This is a genomic window from Streptomyces sp. L-9-10 (assembly GCF_004151105.1).
Lineage (GTDB): Bacteria > Actinomycetota > Actinomycetes > Streptomycetales > Streptomycetaceae > Streptomyces.
Window position 1 is genome coordinate 1 of sequence record NZ_PHRF01000168.1, and the last position, 19,374, is coordinate 19,374.

General features: G+C 69.8%; 15 protein-coding genes. 2 read left to right on the top strand and 13 right to left on the bottom strand.

All coding sequences use genetic code 11. From position 1 onward, the window contains the following. Nucleotides 1-107: 107 nt before the first annotated feature. Both CU044_RS36355 and fahA read left to right on the top strand, forming a co-directional pair. Entirely contained in the window at nt 108-2,123 is a 2,016-nt protein-coding gene (locus CU044_RS36355) for a CocE/NonD family hydrolase (protein WP_129773098.1), read from the top strand. 268 nt (nt 2,124-2,391) lie between these two features. Then, nucleotides 2,392-3,615 (top strand): fumarylacetoacetase, encoded by a 1,224-nt coding sequence (gene fahA, locus CU044_RS36360; RefSeq protein WP_129773100.1) that lies wholly within the window; start codon nt 2,392-2,394, stop codon nt 3,613-3,615. 83 nt (nt 3,616-3,698) lie between these two features. On the opposite strand, the gene nuoN is transcribed toward fahA, so the two are convergent. From nuoN to CU044_RS36425, 13 genes are read right to left on the bottom strand one after another with little or no spacing between them, the layout of a single operon-like run. Then, a complete protein-coding gene (gene nuoN, locus CU044_RS36365; protein ID WP_129773102.1) occupies nt 3,699-5,351 on the bottom strand; it encodes an NADH-quinone oxidoreductase subunit NuoN in 1,653 nt (550 codons plus the stop codon). Beyond that, the gene (locus tag CU044_RS36370; RefSeq protein WP_129773104.1) at nt 5,348-6,925 is read right to left on the bottom strand and encodes an NADH-quinone oxidoreductase subunit M; all 1,578 of its coding nucleotides are present in this window, start codon (nt 6,923-6,925) and stop codon (nt 5,348-5,350) included. The genes nuoN and CU044_RS36370 overlap by 4 nt, the downstream gene beginning before the upstream one ends. A gap of 5 nt (nt 6,926-6,930) precedes the next feature. Next, the gene (nuoL, locus tag CU044_RS36375) at nt 6,931-8,826 is read right to left on the bottom strand and encodes an NADH-quinone oxidoreductase subunit L (RefSeq protein WP_129773106.1); all 1,896 of its coding nucleotides are present in this window, start codon (nt 8,824-8,826) and stop codon (nt 6,931-6,933) included. Nucleotides 8,827-8,840: 14 nt separating this feature from the next. Then, nucleotides 8,841-9,140 carry an NADH-quinone oxidoreductase subunit NuoK gene (nuoK, locus tag CU044_RS36380; RefSeq protein WP_129773108.1) on the bottom strand — a complete coding sequence of 100 codons (300 nt, stop codon included), beginning with the start codon at nt 9,138-9,140 and terminating at the stop codon, nt 8,841-8,843. Beyond that, entirely contained in the window at nt 9,137-10,015 is an 879-nt protein-coding gene (locus tag CU044_RS36385; RefSeq protein WP_129773110.1) for an NADH-quinone oxidoreductase subunit J, read from the bottom strand. The genes nuoK and CU044_RS36385 overlap by 4 nt, the downstream gene beginning before the upstream one ends. After that, nucleotides 10,012-10,617, bottom strand: coding sequence for an NADH-quinone oxidoreductase subunit NuoI (gene nuoI / locus CU044_RS36390; protein WP_193564164.1), 606 nt, complete (start codon nt 10,615-10,617; stop codon nt 10,012-10,014). The genes CU044_RS36385 and nuoI overlap by 4 nt, the downstream gene beginning before the upstream one ends. Next, a complete protein-coding gene (gene nuoH / locus CU044_RS36395; protein WP_129773112.1) occupies nt 10,610-12,010 on the bottom strand; it encodes an NADH-quinone oxidoreductase subunit NuoH in 1,401 nt (466 codons plus the stop codon). Before nuoH ends, nuoI begins: the two co-directional genes overlap by 8 nt. Continuing rightward, nucleotides 12,007-14,559 (bottom strand): NADH-quinone oxidoreductase subunit G, encoded by a 2,553-nt coding sequence (locus CU044_RS36400; RefSeq protein ID WP_129773114.1) that lies wholly within the window; start codon nt 14,557-14,559, stop codon nt 12,007-12,009. Before CU044_RS36400 ends, nuoH begins: the two co-directional genes overlap by 4 nt. Then, nucleotides 14,556-15,917 carry an NADH-quinone oxidoreductase subunit NuoF gene (nuoF, locus tag CU044_RS36405; protein WP_129773115.1) on the bottom strand — a complete coding sequence of 454 codons (1,362 nt, stop codon included), beginning with the start codon at nt 15,915-15,917 and terminating at the stop codon, nt 14,556-14,558. The genes CU044_RS36400 and nuoF overlap by 4 nt, the downstream gene beginning before the upstream one ends. After that, entirely contained in the window at nt 15,917-16,711 is a 795-nt protein-coding gene (gene nuoE, locus CU044_RS36410) for an NADH-quinone oxidoreductase subunit NuoE (protein WP_129773346.1), read from the bottom strand. The genes nuoF and nuoE overlap by 1 nt, the downstream gene beginning before the upstream one ends. A 35-nt stretch (nt 16,712-16,746) precedes the next feature. Further along, nucleotides 16,747-18,078: an NADH-quinone oxidoreductase subunit D gene (locus tag CU044_RS36415; RefSeq protein WP_129773117.1), complete on the bottom strand. Its 1,332-nt coding sequence runs from the start codon at nt 18,076-18,078 to the stop codon at nt 16,747-16,749. Next, a complete protein-coding gene (locus tag CU044_RS36420; RefSeq protein ID WP_129773119.1) occupies nt 18,078-18,815 on the bottom strand; it encodes an NADH-quinone oxidoreductase subunit C in 738 nt (245 codons plus the stop codon). Before CU044_RS36420 ends, CU044_RS36415 begins: the two co-directional genes overlap by 1 nt. Then, on the bottom strand, nt 18,812-19,366 hold the full coding sequence (locus CU044_RS36425) for an NADH-quinone oxidoreductase subunit B (protein ID WP_046505025.1): 555 nt from the start codon (nt 19,364-19,366) through the stop codon (nt 18,812-18,814). The genes CU044_RS36420 and CU044_RS36425 overlap by 4 nt, the downstream gene beginning before the upstream one ends. Between the last annotated feature and the right edge of the window lie 8 nt (nt 19,367-19,374).

Sequence of the window (19,374 nt, forward strand, 5' to 3'; positions counted from 1 at the left end):
CCTCATGTCCGCCCCATCCGCACCCTCAGCAGCATCCGCACCGCAGGAACCCCAGGGCAGGCCCAGGGTCTCCGAGCGGGAAGCACGCCAGGTCGCCGGTGACCGGTATGCCCCCCACCATCCGCACCGACTTCCCGTACGAGACGACCCACACGGACCTGCGCATCCCCCTCCCCGACGGCACCCGGCTGTACGCGCGCGTCTGGCGCCCGGTCACGGACGAGCCCGTCCCCGCGCTGCTCGAATATCTGCCGTACCGGCTGACCGACTGGACGGCCCCGCGCGACTGGCAGCGCCACCCCTGGTACGCGGGCCACGGCTACGCGTCCGTACGGGTCGATGTGCGCGGGCACGGCAACAGCGAGGGGCTGCCGGGGGACGAGTACGACGCGACCGAGCTGGCCGACGGCGTCGAGGTGATCAACTGGCTCGCCGCGCAGCCCTGGTGCACCGGCCGCGTGGGCATGTTCGGGATCTCCTGGGGCGGCTTCAACGCACTCCAGCTCGCCGCCCTCGCACCGGAGCCCCTGAAGGCCATCGTCACCGTCTGCTCGTCCGACGACCGCTACGACAACGACGTCCACTACATGGGCGGCTCGGTCCTCGCCGTGGACATGCACGCCTGGGCGGCGACGATGCTGGCCTTCGCCGCCCGCCCGCCGGACCCGGTGTTCGCCGGGGAGGGCTGGCGCGAGATGTGGCTGGACCGCCTCGAAGCCGTCGAGCCCTTCATCCACACCTGGCTGGCCCACCAGACCCGGGACGCGTACTGGCGGCACGGCAGCGTCTGCGAGGACTACGGCGCGATCGAGGCGGCGGTCCTGGCCGTCGGCGGCTGGCACGACCCGTACCGCGACACCGTGCTGCGGCTCGTCGAGCACCTGGACCCGGCGCGGGTACGGGGGCTGATCGGCCCCTGGTCGCATCAGTACCCGGACCGGGGGCTGCCGCCTGGCCCGGCGATCGGCTTCCTCCAGGAGACCCTGCGCTGGTGGGACCAGTGGCTGAAGGGCGCGGACACGGGGATCATGGCCGAGCCGCCGCTGCGCTCCTGGATCAGCGCCTCGCACCCGCCCGCGACCGTCTATCCCGAGCTGCCGGGCCGCTGGGCGGGCGAGCCCTCCTGGCCCTCGCCGAACGTCACCGTCGTCCCGTACACCTTCCAGGGCGAGCCGGTGGTCGTCGACTCCCCGCAGCAGACGGGTCTGGACGCGGGCCGCTTCTTCCCGTTCGGCAACGACGCGGACCTGCCGCCCGACCAGCGCGACGAGGACGCGAAGTCCGCCTGCTTCGAAATCCCCGTCACCGGCGGGCTGACCGAGATCCTGGGCCGCCCGCGCGTCCGGCTGCGGCTGCGGCTCGACGTCCCCTCGGGACAGGCGATCGCCCGGCTCTGCGATGTCGCGCCGGACGGCTCGTCCACCCTCGTCACGCGCGGTGTCCTCAATCTGTCGGCCAGGAAGGGCCGCGACCGGATCACGCCCTGGCCCGAGGGCGCGACCGAGGACGTCACCTTCGAGCTGAACGGCATCGGGCACACCTTCCCGCCGGGACACCGCATCAGGCTCGCGGTCTCGTCCGCGTACTGGCCGTGGATCTGGCCGCGCGCGGAGTCGGCGGGCTTCACCCTGGACCCGGCGGGCAGCTCGCTCGAACTCCCGGTCCGTACGGCCACCGCCGCCACCGCCGCCGCTGACCGGGCGATCTCGTTCGAACCGCCCGAGCAGGCCGAACCGATGGGCGTGGTCTCGCCGGCGACGCTGGACGAGGAGCGGCCCGAGCGGCTGGTGACCCGGGACGTGGCGCGGGGGCTGTGGCGGCTGGAGGTCGATCCGCGCTACGGCGGTACCCGCGTCTATCCGGACGGTCTCGAATTCACCGAGGACGCGCTGGAGACGTACACGATCCAGGAGAGCGACCCGCTGTCGGCCACCGCCCGCTCGGACTGGCGGATCCGGCTCCACCGGCCTGAGCCGGCCTGGGACGCGCGGGTCGAGACCCGCTCCGAGATCAGCTGCGACGTGGACGACTTCATCACGTCCAACGAGGTGATCTGCCGGGACGGCGCGGAGGTGGTCTTCCACCGGACCTGGGAGAAACGCGTTCCGCGCACGGCGGGTTGATCGCGCGCGGGCGAACGCGGGTGAGCGCGGACGGTGTGGGCGACGCGGGCTGCGCAGGCGGTGTGCGCGGCGCAGGCGGCGCGAACGGCCCGAGCGGCGGCGATCTGACGGTGGAACAGGTCCGCCGCGGGGGCTACCGCGGGTACGCTCCGCGAACTACCCGTCACAGTCCGCACCTTTGGGTCAAGCCGGACTTTTCACCACTGCCGCGGCTGGGCAACAGCGACGTAACGTGTCCTGCATCGATCCGGAAAGCGAGGCAGCACCAATGCCCGAGCAGAGCCCGCTCGAACCGGCCGAGGGAGACCCCTTCGGTCCGCACAACCTCCCGTACGGAGTGTTCTCCACCGCCGACGAGCCCGACCGCCGCCGGCTCGGGGTCCGTATCGGCGACCACGTGCTCGACGCGGGAGCGGCGGCGCACGCCCTGGGCTCCCCGTACGCCGCACTGCTGGCCAGGCCGAGCCTCAACCCCCTGATGGCGGCGGGCCGTACGGCCTGGCGCGATGTCCGCCGGGCCCTCACCGCGTGGGTCACGGTGCCCGCGCACCGCGCGGACATAGAGCCCCTGCTCCATCCGCTCGGCTCGGTCACACTGCATCTGCCGTACGAGATCGCGGACTATGTCGACTTCTACGCGAGCGAGCACCACGCCACCAATGTGGGCCGGATCTTCCGCCCCGACGGAGACGCGCTGCCCGCCAACTGGAAGCATCTGCCGATCGGTTACCACGGCAGGGCGGGCACGATCGTCGTGTCCGGTACGGACGTGACGCGCCCGTCGGGCCAGCGCAAGGCGCCCGCCGACCCGGTTCCGGTCTTCGGCCCCTCCGCCAAGCTCGACATCGAGGCGGAGGTCGGCTTCGTCGTCGGCACGCCCTCGCGGCAGGGCGGTCCGGTGGACCAGGCGTCCTTCCGTGACCATGTCTTCGGGCTGTCGCTCCTCAACGACTGGTCGGCGCGCGACATCCAGGCGTGGGAGTACGTACCGCTCGGCCCGTTCCTCGGGAAGTCCTTCGCCACGTCCGTCTCGGCGTGGGTGACCCCGCTGGAGGCCCTGGACGCGGCCCGGGTGGCGCCCCCGGCCCGTACCACCGAGCTCCTCCCCTATCTGGACGACTCCGACGACGAGGAGCCGGGCGGCTTCGACCTGCGGATCTCCGTCGCGCTCAACGGCCAGGTCGTCTCGGAGCCGCCGTTCTCCACCATGTACTGGACGGCGGCCCAGCAGCTGACCCATATGACGGTCAACGGCGCCTCGCTCCGTACGGGCGACCTCTTCGCGTCCGGCACGGTCAGCGGCGCCGCGCGCGAGCAGCGCGGCTCCCTGCTCGAACTCACCTGGAACGGCACCGAGCCCCTCGAACTGCCCGCCGGCAAGCGGACGTTCCTGGAGGACGGCGACGAGGTCACCCTGACCGCCTGGGCCCCGGGTCCCGACGGCACCCGGGTCGGCCTCGGCGAGGTCAGGGGCCGTATCGTGCCCGCCTGAACCGGGCTGTCCTGCACCGGACGAGACTGCCCGGCACCCGCGACGGGTGCCGGGCAGCCGGCTCTGTCTCAAGCGACGGCGCTCTACCGGACGAACCCGCCCGCCTGGCCCGCCAGGTCCAGGAAGTACTGCGGGGCCACGCCCAGGACCAGCGTGACCGCGACGCCCACCGCGATCGCCGTCGTCGTCAGCACCGACGGCACCGCGACCGTCGGCCCCTCCGGCTTCGGCTCGCTGAAGAACATCAGCACGATGACCCGGATGTAGAAGAACGCGGCGATCGCCGAGGCGATCACACCGATCACGACCAGCACACCCGCGCCGCCGTCCGCCGCCGCCTTGAAGACCGCGAACTTCCCGGAGAAGCCCGAGGTCAGCGGGATACCCGCGAAGGCGAGCAGGAAGACCGCGAAGACCGCCGCCACCAGGGGTGAACGCCGCCCGAGCCCGGCCCACTTGGACAGATGGGTCGCCTCGCCGCCCGCGTCGCGCACCAGCGTGACGACCGCGAACGCGCCGATCGTGACGAAGGAGTACGCCGCCAGATAGAAGAGGACGGACGAGATGCCCTCGCTCGTCCCCGCGATCACACCGGCCAGGATGAAGCCCGCGTGCGCGATCGAGGAGTACGCCAGGAGGCGCTTGATGTCGGTCTGGGTGATGGCGACGATCGCGCCGCCCAGCATCGTGACGATGACGACACCCCACATCACCGGGCGCCAGTCCCAGCGCAGCCCCGGCAGCACGACGTACAGCAGCCGCAGCAGCGCGCCGAAGGCGGCCACCTTGGTCGCCGCGGCCATGAAGCCGGTGACCGGTGTGGGCGCGCCCTGGTAGACGTCCGGGGTCCACATGTGGAACGGCACCGCGCCGACCTTGAAGAGCAGCCCCATCAGCACCATCGCGCCGCCGATCAGCAGCAGCGCGTCATTGCCCATGGTGCCGGCGAGGGCCGGGCTGACGTTCTGCGCGGTACCGCTGACGACCTCCGCGATCCGCGCGTACGAGACGGAGCCCGCGTACCCGTACAGCAGGGCGATCCCGAAGAGCAGGAACGCCGACGAGAAGGCGCCCAGCAGGAAGTACTTGACCGCCGCCTCCTGCGACATCAGCCGCTTGCGGCGGGCGAGGGCGCAGAGGAGGTAGAGCGGGAGCGAGAAGACTTCCAGCGCGATGAAGAGCGTCAGCAGATCGTTGGCCGCCGGGAAGACCAGCATGCCCGCGACGGCGAACAGGGCCAGCGGGAACACCTCGGTGGTGGTGAACCCCGCCTTGACCGCCGCTTTCTCGCTGTCGCTGCCCGGTACGGCCGCGGCCTGCGCCACGAACGAGTCCACGCGGTTGCCGTGGGCCTCCGGGTCGAGCTTGCGCTCGGCGAAGGTGAACACGGCGACGATCGAGGCCAGCAGGATCGTGCCCTGGAGGAAGAGCGCCGGGCCGTCGACGGCGATGGCGCCCATGGCCGCGATGTGCTTCTTTGTCGTGCCGTAGCCGCCGGCCGCGAGCCCGACCACCGCGGCGAAGCCGGCGGCCAGGGCGACCACGGAGAGGAACAGCTGGGTGTGGTACCTGCCCCGGCGCGGGACGAACGCCTCGGCCAGAATGCCCAGGACCGCCGCGCCCAGCACGATCAGTACGGGTGACAGCTGCGCGTACTCGATGTTCGGGGCCGGGATCTTGGTGATCCCGTCGGCCGCCGTCGTTGTCCACAGGCTGTGGACGACAGTCGCACTCATGGAGCGGCCTCCACCTCGGGCTTGGGATCGGTCTGCTGTACGTCGGAGAGCGTGTGCTCCACCGCCGGGTTGACGATCTCGGTCAGCGGCTTCGGATAGACACCCAGGAAGAGGAGCAGCGCGATCAGCGGGGTGACGACCACCAGCTCCCGGACGCGCAGATCCGGCATCGTCCTGACCTCGGCCTTCACCGGTCCTGTCATCGTGCGCTGGTACAGCACCAGGACATAGAGCGCGGCGAGCACGATGCCGATGGTGGCGATGATGCCGATCACCGGATACCGGCTGAACGTGCCGACCAGGACCAGGAATTCACTCACGAACGGGGAGAGCCCCGGCAGCGAGAGCGTCGCGAGCCCGCCGATCAGGAACGTCCCCGCGAGAACCGGCGCGACCTTCTGCACACCGCCGTAGTCCGCGATGAGCCGCGAGCCGCGCCGGGTGATCAGGAAGCCGGCCACCAGCATCAGCGCGGCCGTCGAGATCCCGTGGTTGACCATGTAGAGCGTGGCGCCCGACTGGCCCTGGCTGGTCATCGCGAAGATGCCCATGATGATGAAGCCGAAGTGGGAGATCGACGCGTACGCGATCAGCCGCTTCATGTCCCGCTGGCCGACGGCGAGCAGCGCCCCGTAGACGATGCTGATCAGCGCGAGCACCAGGATCACCGGGGTGGCCCATTTGGACGCCTCGGGGAAGAGCTGGAGGCAGAAGCGCAGCATCGCGAACGTGCCGACCTTGTCGACCACGGCGGTGATCAGTACGGCGACGGGCGCGGTGGCCTCGCCCATGGCGTTGGGCAGCCAGGTGTGCAGCGGCCACAGCGGCGCCTTCACCGCGAAGGCGAAGAAGAAGCCGAGGAAGAGCCACCGCTCGGTGTCGGTCGCGATGGACAGCGAGCCGTTGGCCCGCGCCTCGGCGATCTCGGAGAGCGAGAAGCTGCCCGCGACGACATAGAGCCCGATGACGGCGGCCAGCATGATCAGGCCGCCGACCAGGTTGTAGAGGAGGAACTTGACGGCCGCGTACGAGCGTTGGGTGGCCGCCGCCTCGTCCCCGCCACTGTGGGCGCGGTCGCCGAAGCCGCCGATGAGGAAGTACATCGGGATGAGCATGGCTTCGAAGAGGATGTAGAAGAGGAAGACGTCGGTGGCCTCGAAGGAGAGGATCACCATCGCCTCGACCATCAGGATCAGCGCGAAGAAGCCCTGGGTCGGCCGCCACCGGCGGTTCGGGTTCACCTCTTCCAGCGGGTCGGCGTCATGCCAGCCGGCCAGGATCACGAAGGGGATCAGCAGCGCGGTCAGCGCGAGGAGCGCCACCCCGATGCCGTCCACGCCCAGTTCGTAACGGACCCCGAAGTCCGAGATCCAGGCGTGCGATTCGGTGAGCTGATAGCGGGCACCGCCGGGCTCGAAGCGGACCACCACGAGGGCGGCCAGCACGAGCGTGGCGAGCGAGAAGACCAGCGCCAGCCACTTGGCGGCGGTGCGCCGGGCGGCCGGGACGGCCGCCGTGACGATCGCGCCGACCGCGGGCAGCACGGCCGTCGCCGTCAGGAGCGGGAACGACATGTCCGTTACACCGCCCTCATCAGCAGGGTCGCGGCGATGAGCACTGCCGTACCTCCGAACATCGAGACCGCATAGGTGCGGGCGTAGCCGTTCTGCAGCTTGCGCAGCCGGCCGGAGAGCCCGCCGAACGACGCGGCGGTGCCGTTGACCACGCCGTCGACCAGGGTATGGTCGACATAGACCAGGGAGCGGGTGAGGTGCTCGCCGCCGCGGACCAGGACCACATGGTTGAAGTCGTCCTGGAGGAGATCGCGGCGGGCGGCGCGGGTGAGCAGCGAGCCGCGCGGGGCGGTCACCGGCACGGGCTTGCGTCCGTACATGAACCAGGCGAGGGCGACCCCGAGGACCATCACGACGACGGTGGCGGTGGTGACGGTGGCCGCGCTGACCGGCGGGTTCCCGTGCGAGTGTCCGGTGACGGGCTCCAGCCAGTGCAGGAAGCGGTCACCGATGGAGAAGAACCCGCCGGCGAAGACCGAGCCGAAGGCCAGGATGATCATGGGGATGGTCATGGACTTCGGGGACTCGTGCGGATGCGGCTCGTGTCCCTTCTCGTCGGGCTGCCAGCGCTTCTCGCCGAAGAACGTCATCACCATCACGCGCGTCATGTAGAACGCGGTGATCGCGGCGCCCAGCAGCGTGACGGCGCCGAGGATCCAGCCCTCCGTGCCGCCCTTGGCGAAGGCGGCCTCGATGATCTTGTCCTTGGAGAAGAAGCCGGACAGGCCGGGGAAGCCGATGATCGCCAGATAGCCGAGACCGAACGTGACGAACGTGACCGGCATGTACTTCCGCAGGCCGCCGTACTTCCGCATGTCGACCTCGTCGTTCATGCCGTGCATGACCGAGCCGGCGCCGAGGAAGAGCCCGGCCTTGAAGAAGCCGTGCGTCACCAGGTGCATGATCGCGAAGACATAGCCGATCGGGCCGAGGCCCGCCGCCAGGATCATGTAGCCGATCTGCGACATCGTCGAGCCCGCGAGGGCCTTCTTGATGTCGTCCTTCGCGCAACCGACGATCGCACCGAAGAGGAGCGTCACCGCGCCGACCACCACGACCACCAGCTGAGCGTCCGGCGCCGCGTTGAAGATCGCGCCGGAGCGGGTGATCAGATAGACGCCCGCCGTCACCATCGTCGCCGCGTGGATCAGGGCCGAGACCGGGGTCGGGCCCTCCATCGCGTCACCGAGCCAGGACTGCAGCGGCACCTGCGCCGACTTGCCGCACGCGGCCAGCAGCAGCATCAGGCCGATCGCCGTCAGCTTGCCCTCCGTCGCGTCGCCCGTGGACGACAGGACGGGGCCGAAGGCGAAGGTCCCGAAGGTGGTGAACATCAGCATGATCGCGATCGACAGACCCATGTCGCCGACGCGGTTGACCAGGAACGCCTTCTTGGCGGCCGTGGCCGCGCTGGGCTTGTGCTGCCAGAACCCGATGAGCAGGTACGAGGCGAGCCCGACGCCCTCCCAGCCCATGTACAGCAGCAGGTAGTTGTCGGCGAGGACCAGCAGCAGCATCGCCGCCAGGAACAGGTTCAGATAGCCGAAGAAGCGGCGGCGCCGCTCGTCGTGCTCCATGTACCCGATCGAATAGATGTGGATGAGCGTGCCCACGCCGGTGATCAGCAGGACGAAGGTCATCGACAGCTGGTCGAGCTGGAAGGCGATGTCCGCCTGGAACCCCTCGACGGGGATCCAGCTGAACAGATGCTGGTGCAGGGAGCGCCCTTCACCGCTCTTGCCGAGCATGTCGCTGAAGAGCACGACACCGATCACGAAGGACGCGGCGGCCAGCAGTGTGCCGAGCCAGTGGCCCACGCGGTCGAGCCGACGCCCGCCGCACAGCAGGACCGCCGCTCCGAGCAGAGGCGCCGCGATGAGCAGCGCAATCAAGTTCTCCACGATTCAGCGACCCCTCAGAGCTTCATCAGGCTGGCGTCGTCGACCGAGGCCGAGTGGCGGGAACGGAACAGCGACACGATGATCGCGAGCCCGACCACGACCTCCGCGGCGGCGACGACCATCGTGAAGAACGCGATGATCTGGCCGTCGAGATTGCCGTGCATCCGGGAGAAGGCGACGAACGCGAGGTTGCAGGCGTTCAGCATCAGCTCGACGCACATGAACACCACGATCGCGTTCCGCCGGATCAGCACCCCGGCCGCGCCGATGGTGAACAGCAGCGAGGCGAGATAGAGGTAGTTGACCGGATTCATCGCTTGACCTCCTCATCCTCGCGGCCCAGCCGCTCCGACGACCGCTGCTCCAGCGCCTTGAGATCCGCGATGGCCTCGTTCGACACATCGCGGATCTGTCCGCGGTCCTTGAGCGTCTTGTTGACCGTCAGCTCGGACGGGGTGCCGTCCGGCAGCAGACCGGCGATGTCCACCGCGTTGTGCCGGGCGTAGACACCGGGGGCGGGCAGCGGGGGCAGTTGCGTGCCCTTGCGTACGCGCTCCTCGGCCAGCTCCCGCTGGGTCTTGGCCCGTTCGGTGCGCTCGCGGTGCGTGAGCACCATCGCGCCGACCGACGCGGTGATCAGCAGCGCGCCGGTGATCTCGAAGGCGAAGACGTACCGCGTGAAGATCAGGGCGGCCAGTCCCTCGACATTGCCGCCGGCGTTGGCCTGGCCGAGCCCGGTGAAGGAGTTCAGCGAGGCGTTGCCGATCCCGCCGATGAGCAGGACACCGAAGCCGAGCCCGCAGGCGGCGGCCCACCAGCGCTGGCCCTTCAGCGTCTCCTTGAGGGAGTCGGCGGCGGTGACACCGACCAGCATGACCACGAAGAGGAACAGCATCATGATCGCGCCGGTGTAGACGACGATCTGCACCACGCCCAGGAAATAGGCGCCGTTGGCGAGATAGAAGACCGCGAGGATGATCATCGTCGCGGCCAGGCACAGCGCGCTGTGCACGGCCTTCTTCATCAGGATCGTGCAGAGCGCGCCGATCACGGCGACGGTGCCGAGGATCCAGAACTGGACGGCCTCGCCGGTCGAGGTCGTCGTGGCGGCGGCGGTGAAGGACGGAGCGGAGGTGAAAGAGGAAACAGACGTGACGGACGAGAGGGAGGACGCGGCGAGCAGGCTCATGCACCGGCCTCCTCGTCCGTCGGCTTCTCGCCCTTGCTCACCGCGACCTGCCGGACCGTACCCGGCGCGGCCTCGGTGACCAGCCCCCGGTAGTAGTCCTGTTCGTCGGTGCCGGGGAAGATCGAGTGCGGCGACTCGACCATGCCTTCCTGGAGGCCCGCGAGAAGCTGCTCCTTCGTATAGATCAGGTTCTCGCGGGAGCTGTCGGCCAGCTCGAAGTCATTGGTCATCGTGAGCGCCCTGGTCGGGCACGCCTCGATGCACAGACCGCACAGGATGCAGCGCGCGTAGTTGATCTGGTAGACGCGGCCGTAGCGCTCCCCCGGGGAGTAGCGCTCCTCGTCCGTGTTGTCCGCGCCCTCCACGTAGATCGCGTCCGCCGGGCACGCCCAGGCGCACAACTCGCAGCCGATGCACTTCTCCAGCCCGTCCGGATGCCGGTTCAGCTGATGCCGGCCGTGGAAGCGCGGCGCCGTCACCTTCTGCTGTTCCGGGTACTGCTCGGTCAGCCGCTTCTTGAACATGGCCTTGAAGGTCACGCCGAAGCCGGCCACCGGATTCCGGGGGGGACGCGGGATGTCCCCCGGCGAAGAGTCAGACACTGTCAGCCTCCTTTCCGTCACTCTCGGTACCGTCACTCACAGTATTGCCCCCGCCACTGACAATCAGCTCGCGGTCACGTCGTGGCCGCCTGCGCGGTACGGGCGGCAACTCCTGTCCCGGCAGCGGCGGTACGGGGAATCCGCCCGCCATCGGGTCGAAGGCCGGGGGTTCCGGTTCGTTCGCCGCCGCGGCCTTCTCCTTCCTGTCGCGGAAGATGTCCGCGACGAAGGAGAGCAGCAGGATCGCGATGACCGCCCCGAGGACGTACAGCACGATCGACTGGAAGCCGTAGTTCTCGTTGCGCAGGGCCCGTACGGTCGCGACGACCATCAGCCAGACCACCGACGCCGGGATGAGGACCTTCCAGCCGAGCTTCATCAGCTGGTCGTAGCGCACGCGCGGCAGCGTGCCGCGCAGCCAGATGAAGAAGAACAGCAGCAGCTGGACCTTGATCACGAACCAGAGCAGCGGCCACCAGCCGTGGTTCGCGCCCTCCCAGAACGTGGAGATCGGCCACGGAGCGCGCCAGCCGCCGAGGAAGAGCGTGGTCGCGACGGCCGAGACGGTGACCATGTTGATGTACTCGGCGAGCATGAACATCGCGAACTTGATCGAGGAGTACTCGGTGTTGAAGCCGCCGACGAGGTCGCCCTCGGACTCCGGCATGTCGAAGGGGGCGCGGTTGGTCTCGCCCACCATCGTGACGATGTAGATGATGAAGGAGACCGGCAGCAGGATGATGTACCAGCGGTCGGCCTGGGCCTCGACGATCGCCGAGGTCGACATCGACCCCGAGTAGAGGAACACCGACGCGAACGCGGCGCCCATGGCGATCTCGTACGAGATCATCTGCGCGCACGAGCGCAATCCGCCGAGCAGCGGATACGTCGACCCCGAGGACCAGCCCGCGAGGACGATGCCGTAGATCCCGACCGAGGCGACCGCGAGGATGTAGAGCATCGCGATCGGCAGGTCGGTCAGCTGCATCGTGGTGCGGTGGCCGAAGATCGACACCTCGTTGCCGGCCGGGCCGAACGGGATCACGGCGATCGCCATGAACGCCGGCACCGCCGCGATGATCGGCGCGAGAACGTAGACCACCTTGTCGGCGCGCTTGACGATGATGTCTTCCTTGAACATCAGCTTGGCGCCGTCGGCGAGCGACTGGAGCATGCCCCAGGGGCCGTGCCGGTTGGGGCCGATGCGCAGCTGCATCCAGGCGACGACCTTGCGCTCCCACACGATGGCGAAGAGCACGGTCAGCAGCAGGAACGCGAAGCAGAACACGGCCTTGACGACCACGAGCCACCACGGGTCGCGGCCGAACATCGACAGGTCCTCGGCGGCGAGGACGGTCCCCGGGGCCGCCGCGAACTGGGCGAGGGCGGTCATGCGCGCACCTCCGGTGCTTCCGTGGCCGCGTCCCTTGCCTCGGCCGGGCCGATACGGACGAGCGTGCCGGGGCGGGAGCCGGTGTCCGCGAGGACCCCGCCGCCCGTGGAGTTGAGCGGCAGCCAGACCACCCGGTCCGGCATCCGCGTGACCTGGAGCGGGAGCGTGACCGTGCCCAGCGGGCCGGTGACGGACAGCTCGTCGCCGTCCTTGACGCCCGTCTCGGCGGCCGTCACGGCGGAGAGCCGGGCGACCGCCGCGTGCCGGGTGCCCGCCAGCGCGTCGTCGCCCTCCTGGAGACGGCCGAGGTCCAGCAGGAGCCGGTGGCCCGCGAGGACCGCCTCGCCGTCGCCGGGCCTGGGCACCGGACGGGACGGTTCCAGCGGCTCGTCGGCGCGCGGACCCTCCCAGCGGCCGAGCCGGTCCAGCTCGGTGCGTACGGCCCTCAGGTCCGGCAGTCCGAAGTCGCCGGATACGCCGGCGTCCTCGGTGGCCGCGACGGCGGCGAACGTGTCGGCCAGCATGTGCAGCACCCGCGCGTCGGCCGGGGCCAGCCGCCGGGTCATCTGCTCCGGCTTCAGCGCGGCCTCGAACAGCCGCGCCCTGCCTTCCCAGTTGAGGAACGTGCCGGACTTCTCCGCGACGGCCGCCACCGGGAAGACCACATCGGCCCGCTCGGTGACCTCGCTGGGCCGCAGCTCCAGCGAGACGAGGAAGCCGACGGCGTCCAGCGCGGCCCGCGCGCCCGCCGGGTCGGGCAGGTCCGCGACCTCCACACCCGCGACGACCAGGGCGGCCAGCTCGCCGGTGGCGGCGGCCTCGATGATCTGGCCGGTGTCGCGGCCGTAGCGGTGCGGCAGTTCGCGTACGCCCCAGACCGCCGCGGTCTCCTCACGGGCCCGCGGGTCGGTGGCGGGACGGCCGCCGGGCAGCAGCGACGGGAGCGCGCCCGCCTCCACCGCGCCGCGCTCGCCGGCCCGCCGGGGGATCCACACCAGCTTCGCGCCGGTCGCGGTGGCTGCCCGCGCGGCGGCGGTGAGCCCGCCGGGTACGGCCGCGAGCCGCTCGCCGACGACGATCACGGCGCCCGGCTCGCGCAGCGCCCGGGAGGCCCGTTCGCCGTCCCCTTCGAGTCCGGCGCTGACCGGGTTGGCCGCCAGCGCGTCCAGCCATTCGGTCTCGGTTCCGGGCGCGGCCGGCAGCAGCGTGCCGCCGGCCTTCTCCAGACCGCGGGTGGCGTACGCGGCGAGCGAGAAGGTGCGCTGGCCGTGGTTGCGGTGCGCCTTGCGCAGCCGCAGGAAGACGCCGGGCGCCTCCTCCTCGGACTCGAAGCCCGCGAGGAGCACGGCCGGAGCCTTCTCCAGCGTGGTGTACGTGAGCCCCGTACCGTCCAGGTCACGGCCGTGGCCGGCGATATGGGCGGCCAGGAAGTCGGCCTCCTCGGTGCTGTGCACGCGTGCGCGGAAGTCGATGTCGTTGGTGCCGAGGACGACCCGGGCGAACTTGGCGTAGGCGTAGGCGTCCTCGACGGTGAGCCGGCCGCCCGCCAGGACCCCTGTCCGGCCGCGCGCGGCGCCCAGACCGCGGGCGGCGGCCTCCAGCGCCTCGGGCCAGCTCGCCGGTTCGAGGACACCGTCCTCGTTGCGGACGAGCGGGGTGGTGAGCCGGTCGGGCTTCTGCGCGTAGCGGAAGCCGAACCGCCCCTTGTCGCACAGCCATTCCTCGTTGACCTCGGGGTCGTTGGCGGCCAGCCGCCGCATGACCTTGCCGCGCCGGTGGTCGGTCCGGGTGGCGCAGCCGCCCGCGCAGTGCTCGCAGACGCTCGGCGAGGACACCAGGTCGAACGGGCGGGAGCGGAAGCGGTACGCGGCCGAGGTCAGCGCCCCGACCGGACAGATCTGGATGGTGTTCCCGGAGAAGTACGACTCGAAGGGGTCGCCCTCGCCGGTGCCGACCTGCTGGAGCGCGCCCCGCTCGATCAGCTCGATCATCGGATCGCCCGCGATCTGGTTGGAGAACCGCGTACAGCGCGCACACAGCACACACCGCTCGCGGTCCAGCAGCACCTGCGTGGAGATCGGGACGGGCTTCTGGAACGTCCGCTTCTTGCCCTCGAAGCGGGTGTCCGGGTCGCCGACCTGCATGGCCTGGTTCTGGAGCGGGCATTCGCCGCCCTTGTCGCAGACCGGGCAGTCCAGCGGGTGGTTGATGAGCAGCAGCTCCATCACGCCGCGCTGGGCCTTCTCGGCGACCGGGGAGGTCAGCTGCGACTTGACGACCATGCCGTCGGTGCACGTGATGGTGCAGGAGGCCATCGGCTTGCGCTGGCCCTCCACCTCGACGATGCACTGGCGGCAGGCGCCGGCCGGGTCGAGGAGCGGATGGTCGCAGAAGCGCGGGATCTCGATGCCGAGGAGTTCGGCGGCGCGGATCACCAGGGTCCCCTTGGGGACGGAGATCTCGATGCCGTCGATGGTCAGCGAGACGAGATCCTCGGGCGGGACCGCCGCCTCGCCGCCGCCGGAGGGAGCGCTCGTCGTCACGGTCATGCGTTCACCTCCAGGTGCGGGTTCCGGTCTGCCCAGACGGTGGACTTCGCGGGGTCGAAGGGGCAGCCCTTGCCGGTGATGTGCTGCTCGTACTCCTCGCGGAAGTATTGGAGCGAGGAGAAGATCGGGGACGCGGCACCGTCGCCGAGCGCGCAGAAGGACTTGCCGTTGATGTTGTCGGCGATGTCGTTGAGCTTGTCGAGGTCGGACAGCTGTCCCTTGCCGTCCTCGATGTCGCGGAGCAACTGCACCAGCCAGTACGTGCCTTCGCGGCACGGCGTGCACTTGCCGCAGGACTCGTGGGCGTAGAACTCGGTCCAGCGGGTGACGGCCCGTACGACGCAGGTGGTCTCGTCGAAGCACTGGAGCGCCTTCGTGCCGAGCATGGATCCGGCGGCGCCCACGCCCTCGTAGTCCAGCGGGACGTCGAGGTGCTCGTCGGTGAACATCGGGGTGGAGGAGCCGCCGGGCGTCCAGAACTTGAGCCGGTGGCCCGCCCGCATGCCGCCGCTCATGTCGAGCAGCTGGCGCAGCGTGATGCCGAGCGGGGCCTCGTACTGGCCGGGGCTGGTGACGTGCCCGCTGAGCGAGTAGAGCGTGAAGCCCGGGGACTTCTCGCTTCCCATCGACTTGAACCAGTCCTTGCCGCGGTTGAGGATCGCGGGAACGGACGCGATGGACTCGACGTTGTTCACCACAGTGGGGCAGGCGTAGAGGCCCGCCACCGCCGGGAAGGGAGGACGCAGCCGGGGCTGTCCGCGACGGCCCTCCAGGGAGTCGAGCAGCGCGGTCTCCTCACCGCAGATGTACGCGCCCGCGCCCGCGTGCACGACGACATCGAGATCGAGCCCGCTGCCCAGGATGTTCTTGCCGAGGTACCCCGCCGCGTACGCCTCGCGCACGGCTTCCTGCACCCTGCGCAGTACGGGGACGACCTCGCCGCGCAGATAGATGAACGCGTGCTGCGACCGGATCGCGTAACAGGCGATCACGATCCCCTCGATGAGGGAGTGCGGATTGGCGAAGAGGAGCGGGATGTCCTTGCAGGTGCCCGGCTCCGACTCGTCCGCGTTGACGACGAGGTAGTGCGGTTTGCCGTCACCCTGCGGGATGAACTGCCACTTCATCCCGGTGGGGAAGCCCGCGCCGCCACGGCCGCGCAGGCCCGAGTCCTTGACGTACGCGATGACGTCGTCGGGCGGCATGGCGAGGGCCTTCTTCAGCCCCTCGTATCCCTCGTGCCGCTCGTAGGTCTCCAGCGTCCAGGACTCCGGCTGGTCCCAGAAGGCGGACAGCACGGGCGCGAGGATCTTCTCGGGGCTGGTCCCGTTCTCGTTGAGCGCGGCGGCCATCGTCATCACTCCCCCTCCTCGGCTGCGGGTCCTGCCGGGTGGTCCGGGTCGGAGGCCGAGGTCTGCTGCGGCGATGTCTCCGGTGTCCCGGAGGGACTCGTTGCGCCGGAGTCGCGCGGGCGCACCACGCGCGGCTCGGGTGTCTCGCCCTTGGCCAGCCGCAGCCCGATCAGCGACGCGGGCCCGGCGCCGCCGGTGGCCTCGACGGCGCCGGGGCGCTCGTCGGGGAAGCCGGCGAGGATGCGCGCCGTCTCCTTGTACGTGCACAGGGGCGCGCCGCGGGTCGGCTGGACGGTCTGCCCCTCGCGCAGGTCGTCGACGAGCCGCCTGGCGCTGTCCGGCGTCTGGTTGTCGAAGAACTCCCAGTTCACCATCACGACGGGCGCGAAGTCGCAGGCCGCGTTGCACTCGATGTGTTCGAGGGTGACCTTGCCGTCCTCGGTCGTCTCGTTGTTGCCGACGCCGAGGTGCTCCTTCAGCGCGTCGAAGATGGCGTCGCCGCCCATCACCGCGCAGAGCGTGTTGGTGCAGACGCCGACCTGGTAGTCGCCGCCCTGCTTGCGGCGGTACATGGAGTAGAAGGTCGCGACGGCCGTGACCTCGGCGGTGGTCAGGTCGAGCAGCTCGGCGCAGAAGGCCATCCCCGTGCGGGAGACGAACCCCTCCTCGGACTGCACGAGGTGCAGCAGCGGAAGCAGCGCGGACCGGGAGCCGGGGTAGCGGCCGATGATCTCCTTGGCGTCCGCTTCCAGCCTGGCGCGCACATCGGCCGGGTAGTCGGGAGCGGGGAGCTGTGGCATCCCCAGGCTCACCCCCGCGTTGGGCGGTGTGGTGGTCACCGGTCGACGCCTCCCATCACGGGGTCGATGGACGCGACGGCGACGATGACGTCGGCGACCTGGCCGCCCTCGCACATCGCCGCCATGGCCTGGAGATTGGTGAAGGACGGGTCGCGGAAGTGGACCCGGTACGGGCGCGTGCCGCCGTCGGAGACGACATGCGCGCCCAGCTCGCCCTTGGGCGACTCCACGGCGGCGTACGCCTGTCCCGGCGGGACCCGGAAGCCCTCCGTCACCAGCTTGAAGTGATGGATCAGAGCCTCCATGGACGTGCCCATGATGTTCTTGATGTGGTCGAGCGAGTTGCCCAGGCCGTCGGGGCCGAGCGCGAGCTGCGCGGGCCAGGCGATCTTCTTGTCGGCGACCATCACCGGGCCCGGCTCCAGCCGGTCCAGGCACTGTTCGACGATCCGCAGCGACTGCCGCATCTCCTCCAGCCGGATGAGGAAGCGGCCGTACGCGTCGCAGGTGTCGGCGGTCGGGACCTCGAAGTCGAAGGTCTCGTAACCGCAGTACGGGTCGCTCCTGCGCAAGTCGTGCGGGAGCCCGGCGGAGCGCAGGATCGGTCCTGTGGCGCCCAGCGCCATGCAGCCGGTCAGATCGAGATAGCCGACGTCCTCCATGCGGGCCTTGAAGATCGGGTTGCCGGTGGCGAGCTTGTCGTACTCCGGCAGGTTCTTCCGCAGCGTCTTCAGCAGCTCGCGCAGCTGGTCGACGGCGCCCGGGGGCAGGTCCTGGGCGAGGCCGCCGGGGCGAATGAACGCGTGGTTCATCCGCAGGCCGGTGATCAGCTCGTAGGCATCGAGAATCAGTTCACGATCACGGAAGCCGTAGATCATGATCGTCGTCGCGCCCAGCTCCATACCGCCGGTGGCGATGCAGACGAGGTGCGAGGAGAGCCGGTTCAGCTCCATCAGCAGGACGCGGATGAGCGTGGCCCGGTCCGGGACGTCGTCCTCGATGCCGAGCAGCTTCTCGACGCCCAGGCAGTACGCCGTCTCGTTGAAGAACGACGTCAGGTAATCCATGCGCGTGACGAAGGTGGTGCCCTGCGTCCAGTTGCGGAATTCGAGGTTCTTCTCGATACCGGTGTGCAGATAGCCAATGCCGCAGCGGGCCTCGGTGACGGTCTCGCCCTCGATCTCCAGGATCAGTCGCAGCACTCCGTGGGTGGAGGGGTGCTGGGGACCCATGTTGACGACGATCCGCTCGTCGTCGGCCTTGGCGGCGGACTGGACGACCTCGTCCCAGTCGCCGCCGGTGACCGTATATACGGTGCCCTCGGTGGTCGCGCGGGGCGTGGCGTGGGGTGCGTGGGGAGCAGACATCAGGAGTACGACCTCCGCTGGTCCGGAGCCGGGATCTGGGCGCCCTTGTACTCGACGGCGATCCCGCCGAGCGGATAGTCCTTGCGCTGCGGGAAGCCCTGCCAGTCGTCCGGCATCATGATCCGGGTCAGGGCGGGGTGGCCGTCGAAGATCAGCCCGAAGAAGTCGTACGTCTCGCGCTCGTGCCAGTCGTTGGTCGGATAGATCTCGACCAGGGACGGCACATGCGGGTCGGCGTCCGGCGCGGAGACCTCGACACGGATCAGCCGGCTGTGGGTGAGCGAGCGCAGGTGGTAGACGGCGTGCAGCTCGCGGCCCTTGTCGCCCGGGTAGTGGACGCCCGACACCCCCGTACAGAGCTCGAAGCGCAGCGCCGGGTCGTCGCGCAGGGTGCGCACCACCCGGACGAGATGCTCGCGGGCGACGTGGAAGGTGAGTTCGCCGCGGTCGACGACCGTCTTCTCGATGGCGTTCTCCGGGACGAGTCCCTGCTCCTCCAGCGCGCCTTCCAGCTCGTCGGCGATCTCGTCGAAGGACCCGCCGGGGCCGCCGTACGGCCGGGCGGAGGGGCCCGGCAGCAGCACGGTCCTGACGAGCCCGCCGTATCCGGAGGTGTCGCCGCCGTTGTTGGCGCCGAACATGCCCTTCTGTACGCGGATGGGCTCGCCGGTGTCCTCGCGCGCGGACGGAACGTTGTTTCCGGAGGGCCGCTCTCCGGATCCCTGGTCGCCGGTCACCGCAGCAACCCCTTCATCTCGATCGTCGGGAGCGCCTTGAGGGCCGCCTCCTCCGCCTCGCGGGCCGCTTCCTCCGCGTTGACCCCGAGCTTGGAGCTCTGGATCTTCTGGTGGAGCTTGAGAATGGCGTCCATCAGCATCTCGGGCCGTGGTGGGCAGCCGGGCAAATAGATGTCGACAGGGACAATGTGATCCACACCCTGGACAATCGCGTAGTTATTGAACATTCCGCCCGATGATGCACAAACCCCCATGGAGATCACCCACTTGGGGTTGGGCATCTGGTCATAGACCTGCCGCAGAACCGGCGCCATCTTCTGGCTCACCCGCCCGGCCACGATCATCAGATCGGCCTGCCGCGGCGAACCGCGGAAGACCTCCATGCCGAACCGCGCCAGGTCGTACCGCCCGGCACCGGTCGTCATCATCTCGATGGCGCAGCACGCGAGGCCGAAGGTCGCGGGGAAGACGGAAGACTTCCGCACCCAGCCCGAGGCCTGTTCGACGGTGGTCAGCAGAAAACCGCTCGGCAGCTTCTCTTCGAGTCCCATTGGTGGCC

Coding starts and splice junctions, on each gene's coding strand:
- CU044_RS36370 (WP_129773104.1), bottom strand. CDS start 6,925: ATGTCGTTCCCGCTCCTGACGGCGACGGCCGTGCTGCCCGCGGTCGGC.
- CU044_RS36400 (WP_129773114.1), bottom strand. CDS start 14,559: ATGACCGTGACGACGAGCGCTCCCTCCGGCGGCGGCGAGGCGGCGGTC.
- nuoN (WP_129773102.1), bottom strand. CDS start 5,351: ATGAGTGCGACTGTCGTCCACAGCCTGTGGACAACGACGGCGGCCGAC.
- nuoH (WP_129773112.1), bottom strand. CDS start 12,010: ATGACCGCCCTCGCCCAGTTCGCGGCGGCCCCGGGGACCGTCCTCGCC.
- nuoE (WP_129773346.1), bottom strand. CDS start 16,711: ATGCCACAGCTCCCCGCTCCCGACTACCCGGCCGATGTGCGCGCCAGG.
- nuoK (WP_129773108.1), bottom strand. CDS start 9,140: ATGAATCCGGTCAACTACCTCTATCTCGCCTCGCTGCTGTTCACCATC.
- CU044_RS36355 (WP_129773098.1), top strand. CDS start 108: ATGCCCCCCACCATCCGCACCGACTTCCCGTACGAGACGACCCACACG.
- CU044_RS36425 (WP_046505025.1), bottom strand. CDS start 19,366: ATGGGACTCGAAGAGAAGCTGCCGAGCGGTTTTCTGCTGACCACCGTC.
- CU044_RS36415 (WP_129773117.1), bottom strand. CDS start 18,078: ATGTCTGCTCCCCACGCACCCCACGCCACGCCCCGCGCGACCACCGAG.
- nuoF (WP_129773115.1), bottom strand. CDS start 15,917: ATGACGATGGCCGCCGCGCTCAACGAGAACGGGACCAGCCCCGAGAAG.
- fahA (WP_129773100.1), top strand. CDS start 2,392: ATGCCCGAGCAGAGCCCGCTCGAACCGGCCGAGGGAGACCCCTTCGGT.
- CU044_RS36385 (WP_129773110.1), bottom strand. CDS start 10,015: ATGAGCCTGCTCGCCGCGTCCTCCCTCTCGTCCGTCACGTCTGTTTCC.